The 26,249-nt window shown below is 39.7% G+C and carries 25 protein-coding genes; 2 read left to right on the top strand and 23 right to left on the bottom strand.

All coding sequences use genetic code 11. From position 1 onward, the window contains the following. Positions 1 to 5: 5 nt before the first annotated feature. The 10 genes from AR328_RS19490 to AR328_RS19530 all read right to left on the bottom strand — a co-directional run bounded on the left by AR328_RS19490 (position 6) and on the right by AR328_RS19530 (position 9,729). A complete protein-coding gene (locus AR328_RS19490; protein ID WP_066300343.1) occupies positions 6 to 740 on the bottom strand; it encodes a sulfite exporter TauE/SafE family protein in 735 nt (244 codons plus the stop codon). 149 nt (positions 741 to 889) lie between these two features. Further along, positions 890 to 2,395, bottom strand: coding sequence for an amidase family protein (locus AR328_RS19495; RefSeq protein ID WP_066300346.1), 1,506 nt, complete (start codon positions 2,393 to 2,395; stop codon positions 890 to 892). An 82-nt stretch (positions 2,396 to 2,477) separates the two neighbouring features. Then, positions 2,478 to 2,762 carry a hypothetical protein gene (locus AR328_RS23190; protein WP_231735028.1) on the bottom strand — a complete coding sequence of 95 codons (285 nt, stop codon included), beginning with the start codon at positions 2,760 to 2,762 and terminating at the stop codon, positions 2,478 to 2,480. Between the two features lie 22 nt (positions 2,763 to 2,784). After that, the gene (locus AR328_RS19500) at positions 2,785 to 3,672 is read right to left on the bottom strand and encodes a nuclease-related domain-containing protein (RefSeq protein ID WP_066300349.1); all 888 of its coding nucleotides are present in this window, start codon (positions 3,670 to 3,672) and stop codon (positions 2,785 to 2,787) included. A gap of 146 nt (positions 3,673 to 3,818) precedes the next feature. After that, on the bottom strand, positions 3,819 to 3,950 hold the full coding sequence (locus AR328_RS23355; protein ID WP_269433531.1) for a hypothetical protein: 132 nt from the start codon (positions 3,948 to 3,950) through the stop codon (positions 3,819 to 3,821). 219 nt (positions 3,951 to 4,169) lie between these two features. Continuing rightward, the gene (locus AR328_RS19505) at positions 4,170 to 4,364 is read right to left on the bottom strand and encodes an IDEAL domain-containing protein (RefSeq protein ID WP_066300352.1); all 195 of its coding nucleotides are present in this window, start codon (positions 4,362 to 4,364) and stop codon (positions 4,170 to 4,172) included. A 444-nt stretch (positions 4,365 to 4,808) separates the two neighbouring features. Then, the gene (locus AR328_RS19515; RefSeq protein ID WP_066300366.1) at positions 4,809 to 6,428 is read right to left on the bottom strand and encodes a M20/M25/M40 family metallo-hydrolase; all 1,620 of its coding nucleotides are present in this window, start codon (positions 6,426 to 6,428) and stop codon (positions 4,809 to 4,811) included. Positions 6,429 to 6,499: 71 nt separating this feature from the next. Further along, on the bottom strand, positions 6,500 to 7,870 hold the full coding sequence (locus tag AR328_RS19520) for an amino acid permease (protein ID WP_442854469.1): 1,371 nt from the start codon (positions 7,868 to 7,870) through the stop codon (positions 6,500 to 6,502). 220 nt (positions 7,871 to 8,090) lie between these two features. Beyond that, positions 8,091 to 8,852, bottom strand: a complete 762-nt coding sequence (locus AR328_RS19525; protein ID WP_082677328.1) for a dimethylarginine dimethylaminohydrolase family protein — start codon at positions 8,850 to 8,852, stop codon at positions 8,091 to 8,093. Positions 8,853 to 8,874: 22 nt separating this feature from the next. After that, positions 8,875 to 9,729 (bottom strand): dimethylarginine dimethylaminohydrolase family protein, encoded by an 855-nt coding sequence (locus tag AR328_RS19530; RefSeq protein WP_066300461.1) that lies wholly within the window; start codon positions 9,727 to 9,729, stop codon positions 8,875 to 8,877. 193 nt (positions 9,730 to 9,922) lie between these two features. Between AR328_RS19530 and AR328_RS19535 the strand changes: the two genes are divergently transcribed. Then, positions 9,923 to 10,660, top strand: a complete 738-nt coding sequence (locus AR328_RS19535) for an IclR family transcriptional regulator (RefSeq protein ID WP_066300373.1) — start codon at positions 9,923 to 9,925, stop codon at positions 10,658 to 10,660. Positions 10,661 to 10,746: 86 nt separating this feature from the next. Here the strand turns inward: AR328_RS19535 and AR328_RS19540 are convergent, their stop codons facing one another. The 12 genes from AR328_RS19540 to AR328_RS19595 form a co-directional block, all read right to left on the bottom strand. Then, a complete protein-coding gene (locus tag AR328_RS19540; protein ID WP_066300375.1) occupies positions 10,747 to 11,529 on the bottom strand; it encodes a YheC/YheD family protein in 783 nt (260 codons plus the stop codon). A gap of 143 nt (positions 11,530 to 11,672) precedes the next feature. Continuing rightward, positions 11,673 to 12,749, bottom strand: a complete 1,077-nt coding sequence (locus AR328_RS19545; protein WP_066300377.1) for a YkvI family membrane protein — start codon at positions 12,747 to 12,749, stop codon at positions 11,673 to 11,675. Between the two features lie 89 nt (positions 12,750 to 12,838). Continuing rightward, positions 12,839 to 13,945 carry an o-succinylbenzoate synthase gene (menC, locus tag AR328_RS19550; RefSeq protein ID WP_066300382.1) on the bottom strand — a complete coding sequence of 369 codons (1,107 nt, stop codon included), beginning with the start codon at positions 13,943 to 13,945 and terminating at the stop codon, positions 12,839 to 12,841. A gap of 17 nt (positions 13,946 to 13,962) precedes the next feature. Further along, a complete protein-coding gene (locus AR328_RS19555; protein WP_231735031.1) occupies positions 13,963 to 14,805 on the bottom strand; it encodes a GNAT family N-acetyltransferase in 843 nt (280 codons plus the stop codon). Between the two features lie 13 nt (positions 14,806 to 14,818). Further along, complete coding sequence (locus AR328_RS19560) at positions 14,819 to 15,943, bottom strand: M20 peptidase aminoacylase family protein (RefSeq protein ID WP_066300383.1); 1,125 nt, start codon at positions 15,941 to 15,943, stop codon at positions 14,819 to 14,821. Continuing rightward, complete coding sequence (locus AR328_RS19565; protein WP_066300384.1) at positions 15,940 to 16,800, bottom strand: MurR/RpiR family transcriptional regulator; 861 nt, start codon at positions 16,798 to 16,800, stop codon at positions 15,940 to 15,942. The genes AR328_RS19560 and AR328_RS19565 overlap by 4 nt, the downstream gene beginning before the upstream one ends. 308 nt (positions 16,801 to 17,108) lie before the next feature. Next, entirely contained in the window at positions 17,109 to 17,582 is a 474-nt protein-coding gene (locus AR328_RS19570; protein ID WP_066300386.1) for a hypothetical protein, read from the bottom strand. Next, positions 17,572 to 17,958, bottom strand: coding sequence for a hypothetical protein (locus tag AR328_RS19575; RefSeq protein WP_231735033.1), 387 nt, complete (start codon positions 17,956 to 17,958; stop codon positions 17,572 to 17,574). Before AR328_RS19575 ends, AR328_RS19570 begins: the two co-directional genes overlap by 11 nt. A 267-nt stretch (positions 17,959 to 18,225) precedes the next feature. Further along, positions 18,226 to 19,803: a SagB family peptide dehydrogenase gene (locus AR328_RS19580; protein WP_066300395.1), complete on the bottom strand. Its 1,578-nt coding sequence runs from the start codon at positions 19,801 to 19,803 to the stop codon at positions 18,226 to 18,228. A gap of 23 nt (positions 19,804 to 19,826) precedes the next feature. Beyond that, on the bottom strand, positions 19,827 to 21,770 hold the full coding sequence (locus tag AR328_RS19585) for a TOMM precursor leader peptide-binding protein (protein WP_066300398.1): 1,944 nt from the start codon (positions 21,768 to 21,770) through the stop codon (positions 19,827 to 19,829). Further along, complete coding sequence (locus AR328_RS19590) at positions 21,767 to 23,734, bottom strand: putative thiazole-containing bacteriocin maturation protein (RefSeq protein WP_066300405.1); 1,968 nt, start codon at positions 23,732 to 23,734, stop codon at positions 21,767 to 21,769. The genes AR328_RS19585 and AR328_RS19590 overlap by 4 nt, the downstream gene beginning before the upstream one ends. A gap of 182 nt (positions 23,735 to 23,916) precedes the next feature. Beyond that, positions 23,917 to 24,195: a heterocycloanthracin/sonorensin family bacteriocin gene (locus AR328_RS19595; protein WP_066300408.1), complete on the bottom strand. Its 279-nt coding sequence runs from the start codon at positions 24,193 to 24,195 to the stop codon at positions 23,917 to 23,919. A gap of 213 nt (positions 24,196 to 24,408) precedes the next feature. Between AR328_RS19595 and AR328_RS19600 the strand changes: the two genes are divergently transcribed. After that, positions 24,409 to 24,618, top strand: a complete 210-nt coding sequence (locus AR328_RS19600) for a methionine aminopeptidase (RefSeq protein ID WP_066300411.1) — start codon at positions 24,409 to 24,411, stop codon at positions 24,616 to 24,618. A 356-nt stretch (positions 24,619 to 24,974) separates the two neighbouring features. Here AR328_RS19600 and AR328_RS19605 read toward each other — a convergent pair whose 3' ends face one another. Further along, positions 24,975 to 26,039, bottom strand: coding sequence for a M14 family zinc carboxypeptidase (locus AR328_RS19605; protein WP_066300415.1), 1,065 nt, complete (start codon positions 26,037 to 26,039; stop codon positions 24,975 to 24,977). Positions 26,040 to 26,249: the final 210 nt, after the last annotated feature.

Below are 26,249 nucleotides of genomic sequence, written 5' to 3' on the forward strand. Positions count from 1 at the left end.
CCGAATTATAAAACATTTTCAATAAATATTTGAACAATGAGTGCTGCTGTTACAATTCTTAAAATCGGTTTTACATATTGTGGTTTTAGTTTTTGAGCAATCCTAACACCAATTTGTGCACCCGTTAGAGATCCTAATAGCAGCGCCAATGTAACCGGCCAAATGACTTTTCCAGTGGCGATATAGGTAATGGCTGCCCCAAAGCAACTTGAAAAAGTAGCTAGGCGGACCATTCCGACTGCACGAATATATGCGATATTTAAAAAGCCAAATAAATAAAGCATCAATGTCCCTTGACCAGGGCCGAATAGACCATCATAGATTCCAATACTGTAAAGTCCCGGCGCACTAATTTTATTAAATATTAAAGGCTTCTCACCGGTAAAATTTCCTTTTCCTATAAATGAAACGATAAAAGCAAATATTAGGAGAACAATTGCAACAATATACATGTTTTTCCCCGAAATCCATGATGCAATAACTCCCCCAGTGATTCCCCCGCAAATACTCACTGGAATAATCCAATAGCATTCCTTTAGGGAGATTTCCTTCTTCTTGAGCAAGTAGAAAAAGCTTGAAAACGAACTAACGGTATTTGATACTTTATTTGCCGCAATCGCCGAATGTACAGGGATCCCCATGATCAGCATGACTGGCAGACTAATTAATCCGCCGCCGCCAGCCAGTGTCCCCAATGTCGTAGCACAAATTCCAATAAAAAACAGAATAACATATTCCATCATTTACCACCCCTAAATTAAGTATAGTGCCATTTAGGTGATAAATAAATTCAAAGTTATTTATGGAAGTTCATAAGAATTAATTATGATTAGAATATACTTAATAAAGCGATATGTGCAATTATGTTTGTTTTTAATATGAATTAAGATTATCTATTATGATTGAACTTTGGGTTTAATCGTACATCCTGCCAAATCTCCATTTGCTCAAACATCCCCGCTAATTGTAAAAGTAAATCTTCCCTGCCCTTAGCTGCCATCACCTGTACTCCTACTGGCAGGCCATCTGTCGTAAGATGTAGAGGCATGGATATAGCAGGCTGGCCTGTGAGGTTTGCAAGCTGGGTAAAAGGTGTTCGCATGAGGTTTTCCTCAGCAATTTTATCTACAATTCCTACTTTCTTCAATATCCCGCCAGCACCTAATCTTCCTGCGATGTTTATTAGTAGTTTCTCAGAAGATGTCGGATCTAGCTCACCAATTTTTGCTGGTGGAAAGGCTGTAGTTGGTGTTATATATAAATCATAGGTTTCATGAAAGGTTTCCATTTTGTAAGCTGCCAAATCCCATTCTCTTAAACTTAGGACAAATTCTTCTGCAGTTGTAGCTTTACCTAGCAGTCCTAATAACCATGTAGTCGGTTCAACATCTTGAATTGTCGCTTTTCTTCCAAGGATTTCTTCTAGGGAAGCTAGGATTGCGGCCGTTTCACCAAAATACATAGTTAAATAGCTTTTTGCGATTTTCTTTCCATCAACGGGAGCATCTATTTCTTCTATACTATGCCCCATTGATTCTAGCGCTTTAACTGCTTTCCAAACTGCCTCTTTACAGTCCGCATGTACTTTAGTTCCAATAGGAGACTGTAGAGAAACCGCAATGCGAAGCTGATTTTCAATAGGTGTTTGTGCGGCTTGGAGATAATTCCTGCTAAATAGAGGAGCATGGAAAGCAGCTGTTTTTTCATATATTGATAACTCATCCAACATGGCTGCGCTATCCCTAACCGATCGAGTTAACACATGCTCTACTGAGGCCCCCTGCCAGCTCCTTCCTATCTTTGGCCCCACCGGCGTTCTTCCCCTTGTTGGTTTTAATCCAAATAACCCGCAATAAGCAGCAGGAATACGAATGGATCCGCCCCCATCATTTGCACCAGCAATGGGGACCATTCCCGAAGCAACTGCCGCGCCTGATCCGCCGCTAGAACCGCCCGGAGTAAAGTACTCATTCCATGGATTCCGTGTGACTCCATAATGCTCAGGTTCGGTTATAGCCACCAATGCAAACTCTGGAACATTCGTTTGACCCAAAAATACAGCTCCTGTTTTTCTTACTTGCGATACATACAACGAGTCCTTTTCAGCCCGAAAGTCTTTGAAAGCTTTCGATCCTAATGTAATAGGCTCTCCTTTAATGTCTTGACTGATATCCTTCAACAGCATTGGGACTCCTGCAAACAAACCGGGATGTACGTTGTCCGCATTTTTCCTTGCTTGTTCATACATTCTATGAATAACCGCATTAATCTTCGGATTTAAAGATTCAATTAAGCGAATCGCCTCCTCCACCAACTCAATCGGCTTCACCTCTTTTTTCTGTACTAGTTCTGCTAAACCAAGTCCATCGAAATCCTTATAATTGAACCCTAACATTCTAATTCCCCCCTCAGTCTCTTCTGGATTCCTTAGTTCAATATATGCTTCACCCCCATGGTTACAATCATCATTCCCGTTGTTATTTGGACAGGTTGCTGCGGTTTTTCACTAACCTGTCTAAATCTACTGGCTTTCTGGACAGGTTGCGGCGGTTTTTCATTAACCTGTCCAAATCTACTGGCTTTCTGGACAGGTTGCGGTGGTTTTTCATTAACCTGTCCAAATCTACTGGCTTTCTGGACAGGTTTCGGCGGTTTCTCATTAACCTGTCCAAATCTACTGGCTTTCTGGACAGGTTGCGGCGTTTTATCATTAACCTGTCCAAATCTACTGGCTTTCTGGACAGGTTGCGGTGGTTTTTCATTAACCTGTCCAAATCACACTGTTTAATGATCAGAGCTCGCTACCTTAACAAAATAACTGTCTTTACTGATTCCAACGGGTGTATATTTTAACATCAAAATCCTACGAATGGTTTTCTTAGACCTTATTCCATTACACCATTCGTAAATAGTATTTGTGAATATCCTCTTCTTTGGAAAAAGAAAGATAAACTCCTCAACATTACGCAATATCGCCGTTACCGCTTTCTCTTTTATTCCACATTTATTACAGATTAAGTATTCGGGACTATAGTCGTCCATAAACGAAACACAATTATAGCAGCGAACTCCTTTTTTCAATTCCTCAAATTGATACTCATAAACCCGCTTATGTCGGGATTCATTAATGTGGGCCGCTACTATTTTTTCTGCAAGCCTTAAGGATGCCTTTTGTATTGTTGGAGGGTTCATTTGCAATTTTTTAACAAATCGAGGAAGCTGTGTTGGAAAAATAATAGGGTGGTTTCGTGGGGCTTCGTATAAGTGGAATTCTGGGTGGACGAAACATACGAAGGATTTAATCGGAGTTTTGATGCCGAAATCTTGAAGTAGTCTTCGAAATAAGGATTCACTGCGTTCCAATTGAAGCAGCGGGTTATTAATTTCTTTTCCTGATTGGGTATAAAATCCATCGCCATCGATATAAAAATCACCATCGAAATATTTTACCTCAAATAAATAAATTAACTCTGAGGAGATAAATAAGGAATCTATCTGAAATTCAGTTTGATTGTATTCAAGCAATATATCATTGAGGATAATCCAACCGTTTGAAAGATCCTCTACCCAATTATCAAAAAGCAGCTCCCCTTCAAAGCCCCTTTCGAGATTTCTAAGAGTGTTCAACTCTTTTTCTGATAAATCCTTCCTCGGGCTTAGGCATTTTAACAACTTTAACTCTTCTGGTTCCTGGCGTGCCCTAATAATGATTTCTCTCACATCCTTATAAGTTAAATAATTAATTACACTTTATCTATTACAACTTTTCAGCTAAATTATTATAGCTCTCAATTAATCATATCCATTTACATCCTTTTTTACAAGAATCGATCAACAACAACAAATCCATCGTTTTGTTCAAAAGAAATACACAATACCTTAAATACAAAAACCGCTGAATGCCTATCCATCACAAATGGAATTTCATCAACCAAAAACTGAATATCCATATCCTTTGCCCCATCCAGGGACAACATAAATTCAACATTTCCTCAGCACTCCCCTGTAGGATAGGCTTTCAACCGCACAAATTGATCTAAATGATCTTCAAGCAATTTCCTAAGCTTCTCCAATGCTTCATCCGAAATATATACTGGTGGTGTTATCATAACGTAATCCCCCTCAAAAATTTAGGCTGCTCATCTTAAGATGGCAGCCTTTGATTTTCTTTATGAAATGCTCTTTAATTCTTCCGTTAAGCGCATAAATTCTTCTTTGTTCCGTTCAGTAAGGGTTTTATCAATTTCCAATTTGAGCCGTGCTCTCCGAAATGTCAGTAAGGTGTTGTTTAAAAATTGCTCTGCAAGAATTTCATCCATATTCTCTTCATGTTGTTGAGCTGAATTCAATAAATGTTTTTCCATCGTTAACCAACTCCTCGACCTTTTTTCTATTTTAGCAGTAATTATTAGATAATTCAATCTATTTTTTCAAAGTAAACTTGTCCAATTTTTGGATAAGAAGGAATCCATTGGGGAACATAATAATGAAGCGGATATCATCAGTTAAAGGAAGTGAGAAAGATGAATATACAAAATAATATGGAATTTGAAATGAAAAGCTGTTTTATTCCAAATATCGCAAAGTCAGAATCACTAAGGATTATAGAGATAAACCCAAGGAGTGTCGTTGTGCAAATGAATAACCCTGATTGCAGAGGGGTCTTTCCATTGGACAATTTCCAATATTGGATAAAAAAAGGGTCTCTCATTGAAAAAAGTGAACAGCAGAAAAAAACTTCTTAACCGCCCAAAACAAAAAGAGACATCCCCCAAATATAAGGAGATGTCTCTTAATTTTTTCAAAATTTAAGCATTAACTTTCCCATTCACCATCATCTTAATCATCCCTTCAACAAGTGAAGGAACCTCTTCAAAAGCGCTCTTCATATGAACGCGTTCGGTTCTTTTGTGAGCATCTTTCCCGAATGGCCCGACATTTAATACAGGCGCATCAAGCAGTTTCATTCCTTCAAATGGGATGCTGTAGCTTTCCCCCCAAACAGGCGTGTTTGTGACAAACGCGGTCCAACCTTCCCCTTCATCCTTATAATTCACGTAGCTTAAATCGCAGATTCCATTAAAGTAGTGGATTTGGTGAACAGGTAAGTTAAACTTCTGAAGCCCTTTCTCTTTCACATAACCGATACATTTTTGGATAAGCTCATCTTCTGAAGAATTGATTGCTGGATAATAGGGCGGTGCATAAAGTAAAACCATTGCAGGTGTTAGTTCCTGACATTGAATGATCAAAGCATCAGCAATGCGAAATGACTTTTCACGGTCATCCCACTCTTTGTTGGCAAGTATATTCTTCTTGATTTCCTCTACATGGTCTGAACCAATTTTTCCTATAGCATGCTTTAATAGCTCTTCATAGCGAAGCACACGCACTTCCCCAACAGGAGCTGCACCTTGACCTAAACACACCTTTTTGTATGCTTCATTACAAGCCACGGCTGCCTCCTGTGCAACTTCTTCAAACATATCCATAATTTCAGATGCATTCTTTTTCATTAAAAATACATTATACAAGGCTGCAGCACGATATGGAGTTTGTGTTGAATATTCCAATTTCAAATCCTTTTGCTGAAGGGTCACTGGAAGTGGCGTCTTTTCTCCCAAGACAGTTTCCTGAAAAGCAGGATTCCATTCCATCCGCTGTGTCAAAAATGACGCGATATACGGAGCTGTGATACCACTCAATGGTTCCCCCACATGTGTTTCTTTTCCGTAAAATAAAGCGGACGGCATAATTTTTCCGATCGTGCCAGAATACACATAGTATTTTCGATCCCCAGGCTCTTGGGTAAATACTGGCTCTCCATTTAAGAAAAGCTTATAAGTCAATTTATGTTCTTCCTTTAGATCCAACAGCTTGTTAACAGCAGCACGCATTCCCGTCGAATTTACCTCTTCATCCGGAACGGTTAGTAATAGCAGATTAATTGGCCATTGCTCGACCGATGCTTTTTCGATCAAGCCCATATGCATTACAAGGCCCATTTTCATATCCATTGTGCCTCTGCCGAATAAATACTCACCAGATAATAAATCTTGTTTCGCATCCTCAGGCAGATCATGAATTCTTTCATAAAGTAATTTAGTCAATGCTTCCGGCTGATAGGCAAGGGGTTCAATATCCCCATATTCTTCCGTATTGACCGTATCAAAATGGCTAATTAACACAATCGTTTCACTAGCTTCCGGATGCTTATACAGTGCAGTAAGAAATCGGCGGCCCAAATCTGCATCATCTAGTCTTAAATCATCAGGATGATGAGTAAAATAATCTAGTTCTTGGAGCTTAGCTAGAAGTTTAACAGGAAATTCACGTTCTCCTTCTGTAAGGGTCATGCTTTTCCAGCTTACAACCTCACATAATAATTCACGTAACGCAACTGGTTCTCCCCATTTAAGTTGTGTCATCCTTCAAAACCCCCTTTGATTTCCCTCTTATTCAAAATATCACAAATCCTTAAAATGTGTTGAAGTCATTTTCAAGCAGTCCCATTTATATCTGTATCTTCATCAGCCTTTTCATTCTTTGCTAGTTTAAATCGATAGAATAAGATACATGCTACAAGGAAGCCTATTCCAACTAATAATCCTACAAGCTGTGTTGGATCAAATGCTAAGAAAATCAGGATGGCTAAACAAAATACGATACAAATGATCGGCACTAACGGATAGAATGGAACTTTATATTTTAAATCCTCTATTTTTCCGCCAGCCTGTAAATATTTTCGTCTAAACATAAACTGTGAAAGGGCGATTCCCATCCATGAGATGGTAACTGAAATTCCCGCTATGGACATTAATAAGACGAAAACGGTATCGGCAGCAATAAAGCTAGTTAACAAGGATAATAAGGAAAAAAGCATTGTGAACACTAGTGCTGTAAAAGGAACTTTCCGTTTAGATAGCTTGCCAAATCGCTTCGGCGCCATCCCCTCATGTGCCATTGCCCAAAGCAAACGAGTTGAAGCGTATAAACAAGAGTTTCCAACTGACAAAATAGCAGTCAAGATAACAAAGTTCATAATGTCTGGTGCGAATGGGATACCAGCTAGATCCATCAAAGTAACAAATGGGCTTTCCAGTAATCCTAATTCTGCAGATGGGAAAATAGCTGATAATACTACAATAGAAGAAATATAGAATACAATAATTCTAACAAGTACATTTCGAATCGCACGTGGGATATTCTTCTCAGGCTCTTCACTCTCTCCCGCTGCAATTCCAATTAGTTCAGAACCTTGATAGGAAAAGATGACATTCATCATAGTAACAAACAGGATCGCAATCCCAGCTGGGAATAATCCCGACGGAGCTAAATTTTGAAAATGTGGTGCTGGACGATCAGCCAGTGGGATAATTCCAAAGACAGCCGCCGCTCCAATAATAATAAAGAATATAACTGCGACTACTTTAATACCAGCAAACCAATATTCTGATTCCGCAAACCCTTTTGTTGTAAGGGCATTAAGTGAAAATAACAAGACGATGAAAATGGCGCACCATATCCAAATAGAGACATCCGGAAACCAGCGTTGCATGATAATTCCTGCTGCGGTAAACTCAACCCCGGCGGTTGTTGCTGAACCGATGAAATACATCCATCCTAATGCAAAGCCAGCTGAAGGATTAATAAATTTTGTTGCATATGCTTGGAAAGAACCGGTAACAGGCATATAGACGGCAAGCTCCCCTAGACAAACCATAACGAGGTATAAAATTAATCCCCCAAATAAATACCCGATTAATGCGCCGCCAGCCCCTGATTGGTTGATTGTATAACCTACATTAAGAAACAATCCCGTTCCGATAACCCCTCCAAGAGAAAGCATGAATAAATGCCGCCTCTTCATCGAACGATTCAACTGGTTATCTTGTAATTCCTTATTTACCACACGACTCACACCCTTCAAAATAGATTTTCCTAATATCTTTGTAGAATTTTCAAATAATTGTTAGCCCTTACATATTTAAGAATGTTGAATCTTGGTGTAAGTTTTAGGGTGAGTAGAAGCTGAAATAAGCCGTAATCGTCTCTGCTATTTTTCAGCTTCTTCTATTTCATCATTCCTTCTAGAATCGTAATGATAAGCAGCTTAAACCACCATCTAATTTACGGAATTCAGACATATCAAGCTCAATCGTTTGATACCCAGCTTCATTAATCATTTGCTTTGTTTTTGGATAGCCAGCTGGGATAATAACATAGTCATTAACGCGGATGCAGTTTGCCGCATATTCTTCCTCAGCCGGCACAATGATTTTCTTGTAAGAAGCAAAGTCAGGATGGTTGATAAACTCTCCTGCTAGAACCATTGTCTCGTTTCCTAAATAAGAAATACCGGTTTTCAAATGGAAGAACTTTTCCAGTTGAATAATGGTAGCTTTGTAGTTTTCAGATTCAAAGATTGCCTTTAATTGCTCAGCACCCTCTAAATTTGTGCGTTCAGAAAGACCGATATAAAAATGATCCTCTGCTTGAAGGACATCACCGCCATCTAACGTACCTGGCGCTTTAATATAATAAAGCTTTTCATAATAAGACTTAACAGCAGGCTCCATTTCGATAATCTCGCCGTTTCTTGTTGGTGCGCCCGGATTTGAAATTACAGCAAATTCTTGTGTTAAAACAGCTGTATCCTCTACAAATGTTGAATCCGGAAAATCAGCATTCTTTGGCATGACATGTACTTCCACATTACATTTTTTTAACGCTTCTATATAAGCTTCATGCTGTTCCAACGCTTTTTCATAGATTGGTGTACCTAAATCTGAAGTGGTTAAGCCATTTACATACGTTTCACCAGGTGTTTTTACGATTGTATTTTTAAACATCATTTTTCCTCCTAAAAGTCGGTTAGTTACGGATAACAGGGCCAGTTAGACAAGTTGGTCCGCCTGTACCTAAGTAAGAGATTTCACGGCCTTTGTATTCATAAACTGTTGCTCCGGCATCAATTAATTGTTGCTTCGTGGAAGGGTTTCCAGAAACCATCATACAAACTCTAGGTGCTAATGCTAACACGTTGCAGCCAAGGTTATGATATTCCTCTTCAGGAACTTCAATTAATTGAATACCTTTCTCGATAAGCAATTGTCTAAAGAATACCGGCATTAATCTTGAATAAACTACAGCTAAGTTGGCATCTACCATGCTTATAAAAGACATAAGGTGCAGACACTCTGCTTCCCCCTGATCATGCGGGAGTTGAACAACAATGAAGTCATCTACCAAATCCTTCGTCATTTCTTTAATCTGGCGTATGGCCTCATCATTCGTTCTGTAGCCACGGCCTACAACAAGTGTACGGTCATCTAACCAGACAATGTCTCCTCCGTCTGCCATTGCATTCCCTGTTAGCTCCCCAATAATTGGTATGTTCTTTTCCTGAAGGAATTGTTTATAGACCAGTGCTTCACTTTGACGGAGTTTTTTCCCTGATTTTAAAATAATTGCACCCTTACCTGTAAATTTGACTGGATCATGGGCATAAATGGAGTCTAGGCCAACTTGACCTGAAGCAGGTAAATATTCAATATTTTCGACATGCTTGCTAAGGATGGAAAGGAATTCTTCATATTCCTTCTGTGCCTCGGCAAAATTGGGTTCCTCTATGTAATTAAATCTCTCCCATTCCTTACTTAAGTTTTCTTGGCTAATGAAAGCATCGTTTGGGTGTTTTACTACTACGGATCTAAGTTGTTTGTACATAGATTGACAGTAATCCACTCGAACCCCTCCTTTTTCCACCTATCGGAATTTAATTCCTCTGTTAGGAATTGTATATTTCTGATATTATAGTAGAAAAAGGAACATGTCAATATTTTTCGAATTGAAGGAATCTTTTAATTTTCAATATTTTATATATAATAGAAATATATAAATGGAATGGGAGAACAAAATTATGCAAACGATTGACCGTGCTATGCAAGTAACGAGCGCCTTAGCAAATAGTCAGGATAAAATGTGGCTGTCCATAACAGATTTATCAAAAGAGTGTGATTTGCCAGCAAGTACAATGCACAGACTTTTACAAGCAATGAAAAAACACGGACTTGTTCAGCAAGATCCCGATTCAAAACTATATTCTTTAGGTAACACTTGGCTTGAATATGGGTTGCAGCTATATGACAGTTTTGATTTTGTTAATTTAATTCGTCCAGAAATGGAGAAATTAATGCTAGAGGCAGAAGAGAGTATTTATTATAGTAAATCAATTGGAGTGGAATCGATTGTTGTTGAACGAATTGATTGCCCAACCAACCCGATTCGTATTAATGATCAATTAGGAATACGGATCCCGATGAATATCGGAGCTGCCAATAAAACGATGCTTGCACATATGCCTGCTGAGGAAATGATGAATATCGTAAATATGATCGTGAAAGAAGAAGAAAAGATGAGCTTCTTAAATATGCTCAAACAAATCAGATCTCAAGGCTACGGAATTAGCCATGGAGAAAGAACGGAAGGTACATCATCTGTAGCAGCACCGGTTTTCAACCAATGGAATGATTTAATAGGTGCCGTCAGTATTGGATATGTTAATTTCAATGCATCTAAAAACCGGCATGATTTTTTAATCAATAAAGTGATTGAAACCGGAAAGCGTATTTCGGCAAAATTAGGGTCCAGACGATAATCCTGCTGGAAACATGAAGATGAGCCTAAACCAATCCTTATGGACTGCACTAGGCTCTTTTTTTAACATATTTCCTCAACTGATATTTAATCCTGTGGTCTAATCTTACTTTTTCTTCTCAACCTTCGATTATAGTTCTTATACGAGATAATCTTGTTATACATCGACGAATCTCTAAAACGGCTGAATCCGCCCAGGTACGGTGCCCAATTAGCCTCAATAAACCAAACACGTCCGAATTCGTCCACCGCCAAATCATGCCCCCAAATAGCTTGATCTTTATATGTGTGCAGAAGACAATTCGAGACAGCTATGGCCAGATGATCTAAATCAGCCATCGTTTTTACTAAGTCTAGGTTTTGAATATTTGAATTTAATAGCGTCTCATCAACCGCAAGAAACTCTGCCCCCTGCATTAAATTAGTCACAAAATAACCACTTTGTGCCACCTTTCCATTTTTCCCTGTAATCACCCACTCAGTTTCCTCTTGTTTTCTTTGAACAATATAGCGAAAATCAATTGGTTTTCCGTCAATTTTTGCTAGGGGGATGCAGTACTGTACAAGTGAGTTTCGCCCAATTCGTCTTTTTTGTAAAAATCGCTCAAGCTTGCTTTTTCCTTCGATGATGATTTCACGATTCTCGACATGGACTATATACTTATTTGTACTAGCTTCCATTACCTTCATCAACCCCCTGCCCGCAGTTCCGCCGGAAGGCTTAATGACGACCTCTTTATAAGCATTCATCATCTCCCAAAATCGATTAATCGAAAATATATAGGTTTCAGGCAAATATTGAGCCAAATCCTCACATTGCAATAAAAGCTGATGCTTGTCCCATTTATTTCTTCTAGAATCTATTGGCAATGACCATCACACCTTCATCATTTTACTTACTATATGTGTATTTCTAATGAAACGCTTGTTTCATTGCCTAAAATTTAATCACCTCTGAAAAAGGAAAGAACCCCTTGAGATTACGTTTAGTAATGTCAAAGGGTTCTCCTGTTTTAAGAAGCGATTTTTTCCGCTTGCTGATTATTATTTTTTTTCCCTCTTACCCAATAAACAATAACTGCTGCAATTAAAGCAAAGCCAAGATAACCAGTAATTGGATATAATGTTCCAACCAATTTAGTAAATCCTACGAAGCTTGCTGCAAATCCGGCAAATCCAATTGCTGTGACAAATCCTTTAAATTTCATTGTGCCTGGCTTCATTACGCGTACGGCGAAGCCATAAAGCATACCTACTGCCGTATTAAAAATCATCGCTAACAGGACAATTGACATCAAAATTCCGACAATTGGTGAAATTTCATTTGCCAAGTAAAGCATTGGAATGTCTAAACCGCCAATATCGTCCAGTCTTGTATACATGCCGACATTAATTAGAATTAGCATAAGACCTAGACCGACTCCGCCAAGAATACCGCCCATTCCTGAGATCTTCAAATTCTTTGTCGTACCACCCATAACGGCAAGCATTGGAATCGCACATGTGATATTAAAAGAAACATACAATAAGCCTGAAAGGAACCAGTTTGAGGCAGCAGAATCCTGCCCTTCAGCGATTATATTTAGCTCTGCAAAGCTTGTATCCATTGTGAATAACGCATAAGCAGCAATTACTAAAACTAACACAATTAATGCAGGAGTAATACTTCCAATAATATTAAGAACCTTTTCCACATTAAAGAAGCAAGTTACGATCGTTAAAATCACCATAATTAAACTTCCGATTGCGCTTGGAATGCCAAATTGCTGTTGGAATGTTGAACCAGCACCAGCGAACATAATTACAGCTACTCCAAATAAGAAGAACGTAATGATAAAGTCGACTGCAATTCCTAAATATTTTCCACAAATACTATATACGACGTTTTTATGGGAATCTGTTTGCAGACGGCTCCCAATTTGAATAATATTCATTCCTAAAAACGCAAATAGTAAGGTTGCCAAGATTGCTCCAAAAAAACCTAACCATCCAAAGCTAGTAAAGAACTGCAATACCTCTTGTCCAGAAGCAAACCCGGCTCCGACTACTGTACCAATGTATGCACCTGCCATCTGAATACTCTTTTTCATAAAGGCCCCCGTATAATTGAATTTTTTGAAAACTTATTTTATAAAGGAGCAGAAGGCGTTCCTTTGCCTTCAACCCTTTTTAAAAATAATTAGGAAAAAACTTTTTCAGCAATTGTATATTGTTTGATTGTATCTCTGTTTGGCTTATATCCAATTCCAGGTGTATCAGGAACTGTGATAAAACCATCCTTTACAACTACTTCTGGATCAATGATGTCTTTGTCCCAATAACGAGAAGATCCAGCCGTATCCCCTGGCAGTATGAAATTATCTAAAGTTGTGAGTGCAATATTATGTGCTCTGCCGATTCCCGATTCAAGCATTCCTCCACACCAAACTGGAATATCATGCTGCTTACATAGGTCATGGATTTGTTTTGACTCTGTCAATCCACCAACACGGCCAATTTTAATATTTATAATTTTGCAGCTTCCTAATTCTATTGCTTTACGAGTATCTTCATATGAATGAATACTTTCATCTAAGCAAACTGGCGTATTAATTTGTTTCTGAAGTGTGGCATGATCGATAATATCATCAGATGCTAATGGCTGTTCAATCATCATAAGATCAAATTCATCCAAGGCACGCAGATGATCGATATCTTCTAAGCGGTATGCCGAGTTAGCATCAGCCATTAACGGAACATTAGGGAAATGCTTTCTGACTTCCCTCATCACATCTACATCCCAGCCTGGCTTGATTTTCACTTTCATCCGCTTATAGCCTTCCGTTACATACTCATCAATCAATTTCAGAAGGTCATCAACTGTATTTTGGATGCCAATACTGATGCCAACTTCAATCTTTGATTTTTCTCCGCCGAGTGCTTTCGCTAGTGAAATTCCTTGTTCTTGAGTATAAAGATCCCAAACGGCTCCCTCAAGGGTAGATTTTGCCATATTATTTTTCCGAATGTAAGAAAAGATTTCCGATACCTCGTCGGGATGTTTAATTTCTTTATTTAATAATTCTGGTATAAGAAAATCCTCTAACATATGCCAATTAGTCTTTAGCGTTTCTTCACTGTACCAAGGCGAATGGAAGGCAACCGATTCGCCCCAGCCGCTATTACCATTTTCATCCTTTGCTTCAAGCAATATAAAATCCCTGTCTTGCATTGTTCCAAAGCTTGTTGTAAAAGGAGATTTCATTCTCATCTTTAATTGACGCAAAGTAATTTCTTTTAATTTCATTGGAATCCACCTTTTCCCTATTTAATACTTAGATTTCTAAGCTTCGTTAAAACATAATAATGAACTGGTTCATTTGTTGTTTTTTGCAGAGAAACTACAGCATAACCTGACTCAAAGAGTTGCTGAAAAACATTTCTTGTCTTAAATCGCCAGTCAATGGCAAGCTCATGATCAGTTTTTTTCAACTCTTGAAAATTTGCAGGTACTGGTACGAGCAGCGGGTGATCGATATTAGTTAAATTAGTCATCATTTCTTGATCTAAATCTCCTAATTTTGGCTGGCCATTGCTTGTTGTCTCCCATTCAATCAAATGGATTCCTTCGCTGGACTGAACGTCATTCAAACTTTGATTGTCTGCGACATGCTCACTATTAATCCACCAATCTATTTGAAACCGATCAGACGGCAGCCCGCTATTCAGTCCGTCCTCCATTTCACCGTAGCAATTTTCAATATAGGTGCAACAGATGCCGCGAAGCTTATTCATATTGAGGTAGGCATTCCTGCTTTCAAGCGGGTCGAATGTCCAAATGATCAATTCGTATCCCTTTTCGGCAGCTACTCTTTTTTGTTCCCATTTTAATTGTGCACCAATCCCTTTTTCCTGATACTCCGGGTGGATTCCGAGCATATGAGAGCAGAGATAGGATTGCTTTTGATCAAATCCAGCAAATCCGTAGCTGAATCCAACTAGTTCTTCTTGGTCGAAAGCACCTAACATAATACCGCCATTTTTTGCAGCCGTAACTGTTTGATGAATTGGAATGGCACTAATATTCCATACTTCTTCTTCTAGCTTCTGAACAAGCTTCATTTCATTGCTGCTGTGTAAAGTCCGGATTTCAAAATTTCCATTCAAGATAATCACCTTCTTAGTTGTCTGCAAATGTGTTCATAATGGTTCTCGTAAGAATTTCAATTCCTGAGAACATCGCTTCATGATTAAATGTCATGTTCGGATGATGGAGGCCAGGCGTTAATCCGCAGCCAAGTCCTAGCATTGTTGCTTTTATGTTTGGTCTCATTAAAGTATAAAAGTGAAAATCTTCTCCGCCAGAAGAAATAATCGGCTCTTTCAGCCCTTTTTCACCTAGCGTATCGATAATAGCCTGCTTCATAAACTCCACTGCTTCCAAATCAACCTCTGCCGCAGCTACACTTGCTTTTGTTTCGTATGAAATGTCTACTCCATACAATAAACTTATTTGCTTAAAAATATTTTCGATTTTCTCCGTAAGCTCGTCCATTACTTGATTCGATTGCGCTCGTACATCAAGGCTAAAGGATGCTTTACCAGGTATAATATTGCCTGAATCGCCGCCGGCATGGAATTTAGTCATTTTCGCCGAATACGGAACCATTGGATTTAAATGAATGCCTTTTATTTCACTAACGATCGCGGCGCCAATTTCAATGGCATTTTGACCTAGATGCGGCCTTGCTCCATGAGCATCTTCACCAATTATTTCACCGGTAATAAACTTAGCCGCTCCATGATAAACGGCAGGTACCGCATACCCATCTTCAAGCTCCTGAACAGGTCTTAGATGAACACCGTAAAGATAGTCAACATCGTCTACCACATGATTCTCGATCAATTTCAATGCCCCTGTCCCTTTTTCTTCAGCAGGCTGGAAAATAAATTTAAGCTTTCCCTTGTTCTGAAAGTTGATTTTCTTAAGCAGCAGCATCGTTCCAATGATCATCGTCATATGAGAGTCATGCCCGCACGAATGGTTTGCTTTAAAGGTTCCATTCACTTCCTGCCATAGAGCGTCAATATCTGTTCGCAATCCCACACAAAAATCTCCGCTTCCGACTTCGGCAACTAGACCTGTACAATCATCAAAGGTTTGTACATGAAAGCCTTGCTCCTCAAGAAATGTTTGGATATATTCAGTCGTTTTGTACTCTTCCCAGCTAATCTCTGGATGTTGATGAAAATAATCAAATAGGGAGTTAATAGTTGGTTTAAGTTGTGCTAAGTGTTCTTTCAAGTAACTTCCCCTCCATCAATAAAGAAATAATCTTTAAATAGTTCTTCATATTGCTCTTTGCGTTTTTGAAAGCGATTTGAATTTTTTACTGTTACACCGGCAACAACAGCATTTAAGAAAGAAAATAGGGCTGTTGACGTATCTATGCTAGATTTATTAAAAGGAAAAATCGGAAATAGCATGTCGGAAAATTCACTTATCGGTGATTGAGGGGAATCTGTAATCCCGATAATAGTTGCACCCTGCTGCTTTGCCAATTTTGCAATTTGGATCGTCTCTTTTAAATAACGGTGAAAAGAGATGGCCATCATGACAGATTGACTATTCATTCCACTTAACGTGAATACAATATCATCTGAATCTGAACGTACTAATTTAACCCGATCCTTCACTAAACTAAGTGTAAAAGACAGCCAATATGCTGCCGGGAATGATGTTCCCATTCCTGAAATATAGATAGCTTCCGCATTTACAAGCTGATCGACCATTCGGGACATTTCATCTTCATTGACGAGCGACATCAATTCTTTAATGCGCTCCCGATCCTTTTCCATAACCTTTGAGAAAAAGTTGGGCTCCTCGGCTAACTGCAGCTTTGTTGTGTGATATGTCCCAAGGCTGCTCTCCTGATAAAGCAGCTGTTCCCTGACCTTCTTTTGCAAATCGGAATAGCCGGATAATGTTATCGCATAACAAAATCGAATAACTGTCGTTTCACTGACTCCAACAATGGAACCGATTTCATTTGCAGATTTCAAAGCAAAGTCCTTTGGCACTTTAAGAAGATAATTAGCGACTTTTTGCTGTCCCTTTGAGAGCTTATTATAGTTTGCAAGGATAATCTTTTTCAGTTCCATGTTTTTCCCCTTAAAAATGAAGTGTAGACTTAATTTTGAAAAAATTATGAAGTTTATACTTCATTTTTATTACTTTATTAAAATAACACATTTCGACAAAACAAACAATAATTATTCTGAAAATTCGTCAAAAATTGATTGTTATAAATGGTTCGAAACATTGAAGTCTAGAGTGTAATGTCGTTGGCTTCATTTCTCTGCGCTGGTGATTTCTTCGTACATCAAGGCTTGTTCAATAAATCCAACGACAATTTAGTTTTGAAACAGAAAAAAAAATGCATCCTTGCATAAGGTGCATCTTAATAGGTTTATTTAGGAAAAATTATAGATAGAATTTTATCCATATTCATTCCAGATTCGACTTCATAGATTCCAGGCTTCAACTTGTTTGATAATCCCCGCTTTTCCACTTCATTTGAAAATGTTCTAGCACGATCGATGATTTTTGCTCTTTCCAAACTTCTTCCGACATCAATGCTTGTCATACCTGAAGAAACGTTCAATACTGTGCGATAAACAACCTTTTCCTCTTTATTGCCGTTATCTTTTTCAGTTTCTGCGGGTTCCTTTTTTTCTGCTTGATTTGCAAGCTGATCCCATTCTTTTTCTGTATAAATCACATAGCCTTCAGATGTAAGCTTGTCCTTCATCTCTTCATTCGATAGTTTTTCAACTTTATTATTTGTAGTCGCTTCGGCAGGACCATTAAAGTACACAATACCGCACAAGGTCGCCGCTGCTAATAGTCCACCTGCAAAGCTGCGCATCGATTTAGCTGTCATTGTCGACCTTGCCCCTTTCCTCTTTTTGCTTTATAAAGGGAGCTAGCAGGCTTTCGGCCTCATCTATACTCATTTGATTTTCCTCAGCAATGCTTTCATAAGAATACCCGCGCCTATGTAAGTCGATCAGTTCTCGAAGCAACAGTCTTTTCTCATAAGGAATAGTTTCATTACCAGCTTCTTTTGCTGTAATTTCAGCGTCGATTTCAAGACTTTTAATTTGCTGCTGAAGCTGATACACTTCTTCCATTAATGAAAAGGTAAGATGATCTATTTGTTGTTCAAGTCTTGTTGATGATTGCTTTGATTTATAAAACGATAAAATGAGCAGCACAATTGCTGCAATAAATAAAATGGCTAATGCCCATCCCATCATTCTATACCTCCCTTACCTAAATGTGTTCTTGCAACTTATTATTATACATGATGCATTTGAGAATTCTATTTAAAACGACAAAACAGAACTATTGTCATAGGTTTATGTTAAATTTATACGCAGTTAGAATTTTTTATTTTAAGTGCCTTTCCTTGCCAGTTGATTTTAGTAAATTTGTCACAATGAATCCTCAAAGTTAAACTAGTAATAGTTGAAGAACAATAACAAGCTACCCAATTCGAATGGGTAGCTTCTCTTAATTTTTTCTTAACTTTGCAAACTTCCTTTTAACCATGCCCGATCACGATAGGGGCCAATAGGGATTTGAATAAGGCTGGTTTTTCCAATTGAATCCAACTGGTAAATCTCGTCACATGCATTTGCATCAAAACCGAGAAGCGGGTGCCCTCCCATTCCGTTGGCTAATGCCGCTATCAGTAATCGCTGTACCAACATACCTGCTTCCATTTGCTGGATACGATATCCTCTATACCCAATTGCCTCAATTAAATGATCTTTATCCCCTACTACATGGAGGCAGAGTGGCACTTGAAACAAATTAATATTGGGTCCAGTCAATCCGCTTTGCAGCCTGAAGCGGTGATCTCCAGGATTTATCGATCGAAGTATATGTTGATTACTGTCATAATAATAAGCGCCATCTGGAATGCCTTCCACATTATAAAAGCAGCCATATAAGGAAACACGTGGCTTGTTTCTTACATGAATTTCATCCAAATCATTTCGATACGAGAAGGAAGCAGCCGCCTCCTTCAGCAGATTGCCTAGTTGAAGGGGGCTAACTTTTCCTAATATGAAATCCATATCCGGTGAATATCGCTTTTTACAAATTGCAGCTAAGTCATAAGACAAACGTTCGACTTGCGGCAAAGGCACTTCTTGACCGTTTCGATCTACATAATTTCTTGACTCGATCTTCCGAAACGACTGTGCTATTTCCATCATAGATAATTCATTTATTCTTGTTAACATTGAATAGTCCGCAAGCCGCTTTGATCGTTGAAAATGATGAGGATAAATCTCAGGCATCTCTCGGCACAATTCTTCAGCAGTAATTACCCCATCCTTTTCTCCTAGGTTCAAAGTCCAATTGGTTGGTTCTATCGATAAAGGGATAACTGCATACACGCTTTCCTCCTGTTCGGGCAGGCCAAGCAGATGATTCAATGCCCGATCAAGAAATTGATAATAAACCCCTGATGCAAAGCCAAAACGGTTCGATACTTCCAGCAGTTGCCCCAATAGCACACCAGCATCCAACCCTTGCAGCCGGTAGGAAAAGGAATGATACTTAAAGAAATTCTTCCAATACATAGTCGAAACAAAAACAGTGCCAAAGCAAGTGGCCACATCACAGCCATCCCCAAGAGCCTTAGCTAAATATGAATCGAAGTTCCCCTCTCGCAGCAGCACTAAACGGTGATGTGCGACATCATAATGGTACACACCAACAGGCAAATCCTCCAATTTTAAATACATATATAATTCGTTTGGATACAGTCCCCCGCCAGAAGGAATGAATCGCCTATAGGAATGCATCAATTTAGCTGTGTTTTCTGTGGATTCTAATGGAGAGACTGATTGGGTAAATTGGGTAAGGCCATTTACAAACCACAGAAAATGACCGATTGTGTGAAGATCAAGTCTTTCAGGTATTCCCCTTCCTTCTAGCGTCAGTGGTACTTCTAGAGATAACTCCACAACTGGCAAGTCGCGGTAGAGTTTATATGCTAATGGTGCATCAGCCCAATCCGCTTCCCAGTCCGGCGGAATGATCTTTTCAATATTAAAATGGAGATTGTGGAGAAATGTCTCAAGACTCATCTAATTTACCTCCCAGCAGCCGCTTATGGAAACGGATGCGGATATGGATTGAGCTGCTCATATGACAGCCGTTGTTTCGAGTAGCCAAGTTCCATTGGTACTTTTAACACTCTATCCAGCCCAGTTACCCGGGTAAGATGCTGTCCGAACGTCATCGGCAACATGCCCGGAATGAGCACTTTAACGCAATGCAGACCGTTTCTTTTCGTTTCCGGTGCCGTCTGGTTAACCACAATGACATCGAGATTTAATCGGCGAAATTCCAGCAAAATATCACGCAAATCATCGGTTAAGTCTTTATGCTTTGACTTCCATTTGAATTCATCATCAAACGTCCGCATTGGACGATTCTCGTTCAACAAGAACTGCAGGCGCTCTTCCGCTTGTGGTAATCCATATAGCATCCCATGATGATTCATTTTCCGTACAAGCGAAGAATCTTGCAGCATTCGCACATACTCCTCTTTGCCCGCTTCAAAATCTTCGTCAAGAGTCAGCATCATACCTGCCAATTCGTAAATCGCGCTTTTTGCCGCTCGTACTGGGTCCAAATGCGCACCAGCAGCACAGATGATATTGAGTCCCTTTTCTTTCCTGTTTTTCGCCACCACTAATACGCTTGGAATTCCGTTCTCCATTGTCGAGTTATAAAAATACAAATCATATCCTGCAACCGCACGTGCACGTTCGACCATCAATTGTAATTCTTGGTCGTTTGCAGAATTTGGGTCAAGACGAGGGAGTGGCAGCTTAGCATACCAAGTCATCAAAAACGAATCACGCTCGACCACTTCCATCATTCCATAGAAAATGGCCTCCTCCAAACTTCCTCCCAAAGCACATCCGTTTGAAGTTTCATAGACAAATCCCCCGTCACAGCCCAAACTGTAATAAGAAAGCAGCTCCGGAACTAGAATCGGACGCTCTTGCAGTAGCGAATAGCCCCATACCCAATTCATTGAGCGTTCGGGATGAAATGGTTCAAACGGGAACTTAGGTTGTGAATATTGATCGTCAGTGTGTACACCTACTTGGAGAGGGTTGAGTGCTTGATGTTTCAAATTTTGGTAACAATCATAGACTACTGTCCGCTTGCCGTGGGGAGATAATCCACAATACCTCTCCAAACCTTCTAGGATAGCTGTCGATTCACTTACCGCATATGAATTTGTCCTGCCTGCCACTCCTTCGTCTCCAGAGAACAACGGCAAATTGACACCTACATCGGCAAAGGGTGTCTTCACGTCATACATTTTTCCATTTAAAAAGCCAGTCCGATGGTCCAAATATTCTTTGACAAGAACCTTATTCAGTTCATCCATTGATCGGGTGCGGTAACTGCCATGGCTGATTTTTGGACTGGGCTGCAGCGAAATTCGGGCCTCTGCCGCTGAATCGTCAGGTAATTTTCCACAAACCGCACACAACGAGTCAGGCAAAAAGAAATGCCGTGAACTCTTCAATATTTTTAGATTGATTAATAATACATGATTTTCCAATCGCGACTTATCACCTTGCAAAATGCTTTGCACCTCATCTTCAATGAGGTATGTCATTTGTAAAATTCCCGTTCTCGACGCCCAAGGATCACGAGGTTTTTCTTCTTGATTAACAAGTCTCTTCTCAATCTCCCACATCTCTTTACGATCCCGTCCGGCCAAAAGACGTCTAATGTTTGCACACTGGGAGCACCCTGGTTTGCCTTTTTGAACTAATGGACCGACAACTCCCTCGCCGAATGAAACGAATCCTCGCAGCCAAGGGATGCCGGTTAGTTGCAAGATCACTTCCGCCTTTTGGTGAACAGAGGGATTCCAAGTATCGTGCATTACAAGAACCAATTTAGCCTCTTGTGGTACATCTGTCTCAAAATCAGCTAGGCGAACGATCTCGTATTGAGTGGATAGTTCTGTAGAAACGCTGTCTGCCAACAATCCTCTTCCGACCACTACAACAACAGCACTCACTGGGATTCCACCTCCCGAATCATCACACCATAAATCCCTTCCAGTCCCGCTTTCAATAATGGCTCCGACTCTACTTCAAAGACAAAAAGCTGCTTGTGGTTTCTTTCGAGTGTTTTTATTGCGGTATGAAGCAAGGCTGGTTCTGTTGACACTTCACAATCATGGATAACAAGTCTTCGATGCTCCCTTTCTTCCAGACGGACGCTTGAAACCTCCAACACCTTTGTTGAATCGGAAGCTGCTTGATTTTGTTCAATTAAAAGTACATGTTGCAGCACATTTCTTAACGCCCCCGTGATATTCAATCCTACACTGCCATACCAGCTTCCGTTCGTACCAATCCATACTACTGGGAATCCGGCCACTTCCTGCCCTAAGCCTATTATTGGTTCTCCCCGGATCGTCTTTAGTGCCTGTAAATAATAATGGCAACACTCATCTTCTATCTCACTTATGCCCACCCGTGAGACCGAATTTTTCTGATGGTCCAATTGTTGGTTTAATTCCATAACCAAACATTTTTGCAATCCGCGGCCAACACCTTCAGCAAATGTTTCCCCTGCGCCAAACCCAATCAATTTCTTCTGAACTGCCAAACTGCTATCCACGCCCTTGTGTGGGGGCAAAGATGAAATGAGTAGATTAGCAGTTTGTGAGACATAAGCCTCAATTCCTGACAATCCTGCTTCTTTCAGTGCCTCTTCATGCGTCAAACCGGTAACAATCATCTCTGGCAGCACCTCTGCTGGTCCTTCCGACAACAAATCAACTGCCTGAACACGGCACTGAGCAAGCGGCAGCTGCTTTAAATCCCCCTCTCCCCAAATATGAAATATACCTGATTCAGTTGATGTTAACTGGCTAAAGAAGTAGAGTAATTTGCTCGACTCACCTTTGTTTATGCTGCGTTCAAGCCGTGAGTCTATATCTTGTACCCATTCAGCAGACACACCATTAGCGACCAACGGATGCGGCACGAAGGAATGCCAGCTTCCTTCCAATGTATTCATATTTAGCAGGAAGATTTGATTATTCTGTTCCGATTCCCTCACTTTCGTACTCTCTTTGAATAATTCAAACACGATCACATTAGCCAACATCGCTCCCGCAGTAGATGAGAAGGCGCTTATCTGTTGCTGGTCTCTAAAAAATACAGATTGATGGATGCGACGCCAAGCTGACTCCCAGCATACAATAGAATCTGGATGCACTAAAGGACCTGCAAGTCCAACCTGGTCAAGGCAAACAGCTGGTATAAACACCTTCTTTTCTTCCCTGCAAATTGTATGAAGATCTTGCAGCTCCTCTATATCCCCATTTTGCGAGACATATAAAATTGCTTGATAAGCCTGCACAGTTTCCCGTAAGGAACTCCCATCTTTCTCTTGAAGGATAACTTCCTCTACAGCTGCTTCTGGGTCTGATCTACGTGCGTGTGCCACCAATTCCATTATTCGCTGCCTATTAGTCTGGACCGAATCCGTAATCAGCACATGAAACTTTGGCAAACCTGATTCGAGCAATGCAGAAATTAAGGAAACAAAAAAAGGACCGTAGCCAACTGCCAAAACCTTAGCCTGACGATAGGCTTGAAAACGGTACGCACCCGAATCGCCAAAACTGTCTAAAAATTCAATTTGTGAGGCATGCTTTTTAACTATTTGATCTGTCAGTTGATGTGGACGATCTTGGCTTATATCCTTTACAAATCCGTTTTGATAAAGTACTTGTGCAATTTCATACACCCGATCCCGATATGGACCCGGCAATCCGTCAGTCAAATTTGCCAACGTGTGCTCCCCGTTAAACATTGGCATTAACTTTTCAACCCACTTATCAATCATACTGCCTTCCATCCGAAACGAACTTACGTTATTACGAAAATATACTCCACTGTTTCGATCTGGGAAATAAGATGTATCCCCTTTCACTTTTAAACGCATAGACGGGATTAAATTCGTCATTTCGCTCCTCCTTACCCGTGAGCTTACTTCAACAAACATATTATTTTCACTATTACCCTATGTACTGCAAGATGTCCCATATGTCTAAACTTTTAGGGAAAAGCCCCGGCAAAACAACTCATGCAGGGGCAAAGTCTCCTCAGCTGACAACCACTTTTTTCGGGTAGAAAACTAAATAATGATTATCGGCAACGTCCGCAGTGACCGCAACCGCCGCAGCGTCCGCAGCCGCCACAGTGACCGAAACCGCCGCAACGGAATCCGAAACCGAAACAAGAACCGAATCCGAAACAGGAACCAAATCCGAAACAAGAACCAAACCCTAAACCAAAACAAGAGCCAAAACCCAAAAGTCCAAATTGCCGATCCATAGGAACCTGATTCGGATCCCAAGGAATTGGCGCGTTTGCGTAGAAATCACCAACATTCAACATTTGCAGATCTCTTTGAAAATCATACATTTGCATAGCCTCCCTATTTTTTATACAGGTGTCTAGCAACAAAGAATAATCACGGCTTAGCCATAATGAATAGGTTAACGCACCCATACCCTTCCTCAACAAAGTATGAAAAGCGTTTGGGTATTGTTACGAAAGTAAAAGCCTATTTAATCTCTTTGTATAAAAATAAAGATTTTAATAAAAACTAAGATAAAAAAGATTGGAGAGAAAAGAATGGGTCTTGTGAAAGCATTTAATGATTGGAGAGCTGCAAGGTATGAAAACCATGTTACCCAAATGAAGGAAATGAACAAATGTCCTGAATGCTATGGAAGAGGATTTATGCCTTACCCTGCGAATGAATTTGCCTATTATGGCAATTTACTCGATTGTCCAGGCTGTAACGGCAGCGGCGATTACGGGGATTGGAATGAACTTGTCTGACTGCGCAATGACATATGTTCATGGAATACAATGAAACAAAACTTGTAAAAAATGCGTTTGCGGACACCAGTTCCGTAATGTTAGCTAAAATTAGATAAATCCTATGGAACGCGGACATAGGATCCGTTATTTTCTAAAAAAGCGGTGATTCCTTGTTAATTTTCGTATATAACGTACCCCGCGTCCGCTTAGCCCATTAATTAGGGTCATTTAATGAAAATAACGGATTTACTGTCCGCATTAACTTCTTCCGCCATCTAGATTAATTAAATTTGCGTAAAAAATAACGCTCCAAGTCGGAACGTTATTTTAATTTGTATGAATCTTTTATTAACTTCACATTACTAACCTACATCTTATTCGTCGGATTCTTCACTTTGTCTACTTTTTTGTGTAGGAAGTGTATCCCAAAAGCTTGTATCGGCCGAGTCGATTGATCCGTCAGCGATTGCTCGAACAGCTGCATCTAGTGTAGTAATCGTTTGTTTAATTAAATAGCCGTTACTCTTTTGGCCAATCGCATAAGATTCAATATAATGATCAGACATGCCGCGCATTTCAAACAATAATGTAGAAACATCATAATAAGCAGCAATTCCGTTACGGCCAATATTATTAGTCGAGCCTCCAGAATATTTTCCAAGATGTCCCCAGCCTGTCGGTTGAATCGCATTATATACGACTGACCCTAACTTTTTAGACCCTTCTAACACTTCAGGCTTTACACTAGGACTTGTCGGATAAAGGATGGAACCAGAAACAAGCTGTCCTTCTGTTTCACTTAATGTCCCTTGGTGATGCAGGTCAATCAAATAATCAATCTTGTATTTTTGAAGAACATTTTCATGCAGCGCCCTTGCTTCAGGTTCCATTTGACTAGGGGCTTTATCATGCTCACGGTTTAAATCAATATAATTTGCATTGTAGCGTGTTAAATGTCGATCACCATCCGCTAAATAATTATCAAGAGAGAAATTAACATCTCCCATCGCCCCATCGGCATTTAACATCGGAATAATGAGAACGTTTACATGATCAAGCACACCTTTTGTCTTACCTGTTCCCAGATGTTTAATAAATTCTAATGCACCTTCAGTTGTAAGCTGTTCATTTCCGTGCTGCTGAGTTAGAAATAAAATAGTTGGATTAGCTGGATTCGAAATATATTTTGCCATGTAAATATCACGGCCTTTGACTGTTTGGCCAATTACCTCAAGCGCCATTGCCTGTTGCTTAGCATCCTGGGTTTTCAGATAATCAACTAAACTATCATATGTATGAAGAATGGATGTTTGAATTGAACCGTTCCCAGCACCTGGCCCATTTCCAACAGCTTGTGCTGGCATCGAAACAGCTGTTACTGCCCCTAACGCCATTAAACTTGATAATGAAACAGAAAGTACCTTCTTTTTTAAGCTCATAAACGTTCCTCCCAATTCTTTTTTGATGTTACACGCTCATTGTACGATTTGAGAGAAACTGTGTTAATAGAGTGACTGACCTAGTTATCAGACAAAATAGGCTATATCCATTGGAGTTAACTTATCCAATAATAGGCAGAAACTGTATAAACAATATATATTAAGGGGGAACTGACACTTTTTTCAATCCCCCAACAACATAAAAATTTA

Origin of the sequence: Bacillus sp. FJAT-29937 (assembly GCF_001509555.1) — a bacterium.
Classification (GTDB): domain Bacteria; phylum Bacillota; class Bacilli; order Bacillales; family Cytobacillaceae; genus Cytobacillus.

What these genes read in the sequence shown, in the direction of transcription:
- AR328_RS19490 (WP_066300343.1), bottom strand. Translation starts at nt 740, where the DNA reads ATGGAATATGTTATTCTGTTTTTTATTGGAATTTGTGCTACGACATTG.
- AR328_RS19495 (WP_066300346.1), bottom strand. Translation starts at nt 2,395, where the DNA reads ATGTTAGGGTTCAATTATAAGGATTTCGATGGACTTGGTTTAGCAGAA.
- AR328_RS23190 (WP_231735028.1), bottom strand. Translation starts at nt 2,762, where the DNA reads ATGAAAAACCACCGCAACCTGTCCAGAAAGCCAGTAGATTTGGACAGG.
- AR328_RS23355 (WP_269433531.1), bottom strand. Translation starts at nt 3,950, where the DNA reads ATGGATATTCAGTTTTTGGTTGATGAAATTCCATTTGTGATGGATAGG.
- AR328_RS19505 (WP_066300352.1), bottom strand. Translation starts at nt 4,364, where the DNA reads ATGGAAAAACATTTATTGAATTCAGCTCAACAACATGAAGAGAATATG.
- AR328_RS19515 (WP_066300366.1), bottom strand. Translation starts at nt 6,428, where the DNA reads ATGACACAACTTAAATGGGGAGAACCAGTTGCGTTACGTGAATTATTA.
- AR328_RS19520 (WP_442854469.1), bottom strand. Translation starts at nt 7,870, where the DNA reads ATGAAGAGGCGGCATTTATTCATGCTTTCTCTTGGAGGGGTTATCGGA.
- AR328_RS19525 (WP_082677328.1), bottom strand. Translation starts at nt 8,852, where the DNA reads ATGTTTAAAAATACAATCGTAAAAACACCTGGTGAAACGTATGTAAAT.
- AR328_RS19530 (WP_066300461.1), bottom strand. Translation starts at nt 9,729, where the DNA reads ATGTACAAACAACTTAGATCCGTAGTAGTAAAACACCCAAACGATGCT.
- AR328_RS19535 (WP_066300373.1), top strand. Translation starts at nt 9,923, where the DNA reads ATGCAAACGATTGACCGTGCTATGCAAGTAACGAGCGCCTTAGCAAAT.
- AR328_RS19545 (WP_066300377.1), bottom strand. Translation starts at nt 12,749, where the DNA reads ATGAAAAAGAGTATTCAGATGGCAGGTGCATACATTGGTACAGTAGTC.
- menC (WP_066300382.1), bottom strand. Translation starts at nt 13,945, where the DNA reads ATGAAATTAAAAGAAATTACTTTGCGTCAATTAAAGATGAGAATGAAA.
- AR328_RS19565 (WP_066300384.1), bottom strand. Translation starts at nt 16,800, where the DNA reads ATGGAACTGAAAAAGATTATCCTTGCAAACTATAATAAGCTCTCAAAG.
- AR328_RS19570 (WP_066300386.1), bottom strand. Translation starts at nt 17,582, where the DNA reads ATGACAGCTAAATCGATGCGCAGCTTTGCAGGTGGACTATTAGCAGCG.
- AR328_RS19575 (WP_231735033.1), bottom strand. Translation starts at nt 17,958, where the DNA reads ATGATGGGATGGGCATTAGCCATTTTATTTATTGCAGCAATTGTGCTG.
- AR328_RS19580 (WP_066300395.1), bottom strand. Translation starts at nt 19,803, where the DNA reads ATGAGTCTTGAGACATTTCTCCACAATCTCCATTTTAATATTGAAAAG.
- AR328_RS19590 (WP_066300405.1), bottom strand. Translation starts at nt 23,734, where the DNA reads ATGACGAATTTAATCCCGTCTATGCGTTTAAAAGTGAAAGGGGATACA.
- AR328_RS19595 (WP_066300408.1), bottom strand. Translation starts at nt 24,195, where the DNA reads ATGTATGATTTTCAAAGAGATCTGCAAATGTTGAATGTTGGTGATTTC.
- AR328_RS19600 (WP_066300411.1), top strand. Translation starts at nt 24,409, where the DNA reads ATGGGTCTTGTGAAAGCATTTAATGATTGGAGAGCTGCAAGGTATGAA.
- AR328_RS19605 (WP_066300415.1), bottom strand. Translation starts at nt 26,039, where the DNA reads ATGAGCTTAAAAAAGAAGGTACTTTCTGTTTCATTATCAAGTTTAATG.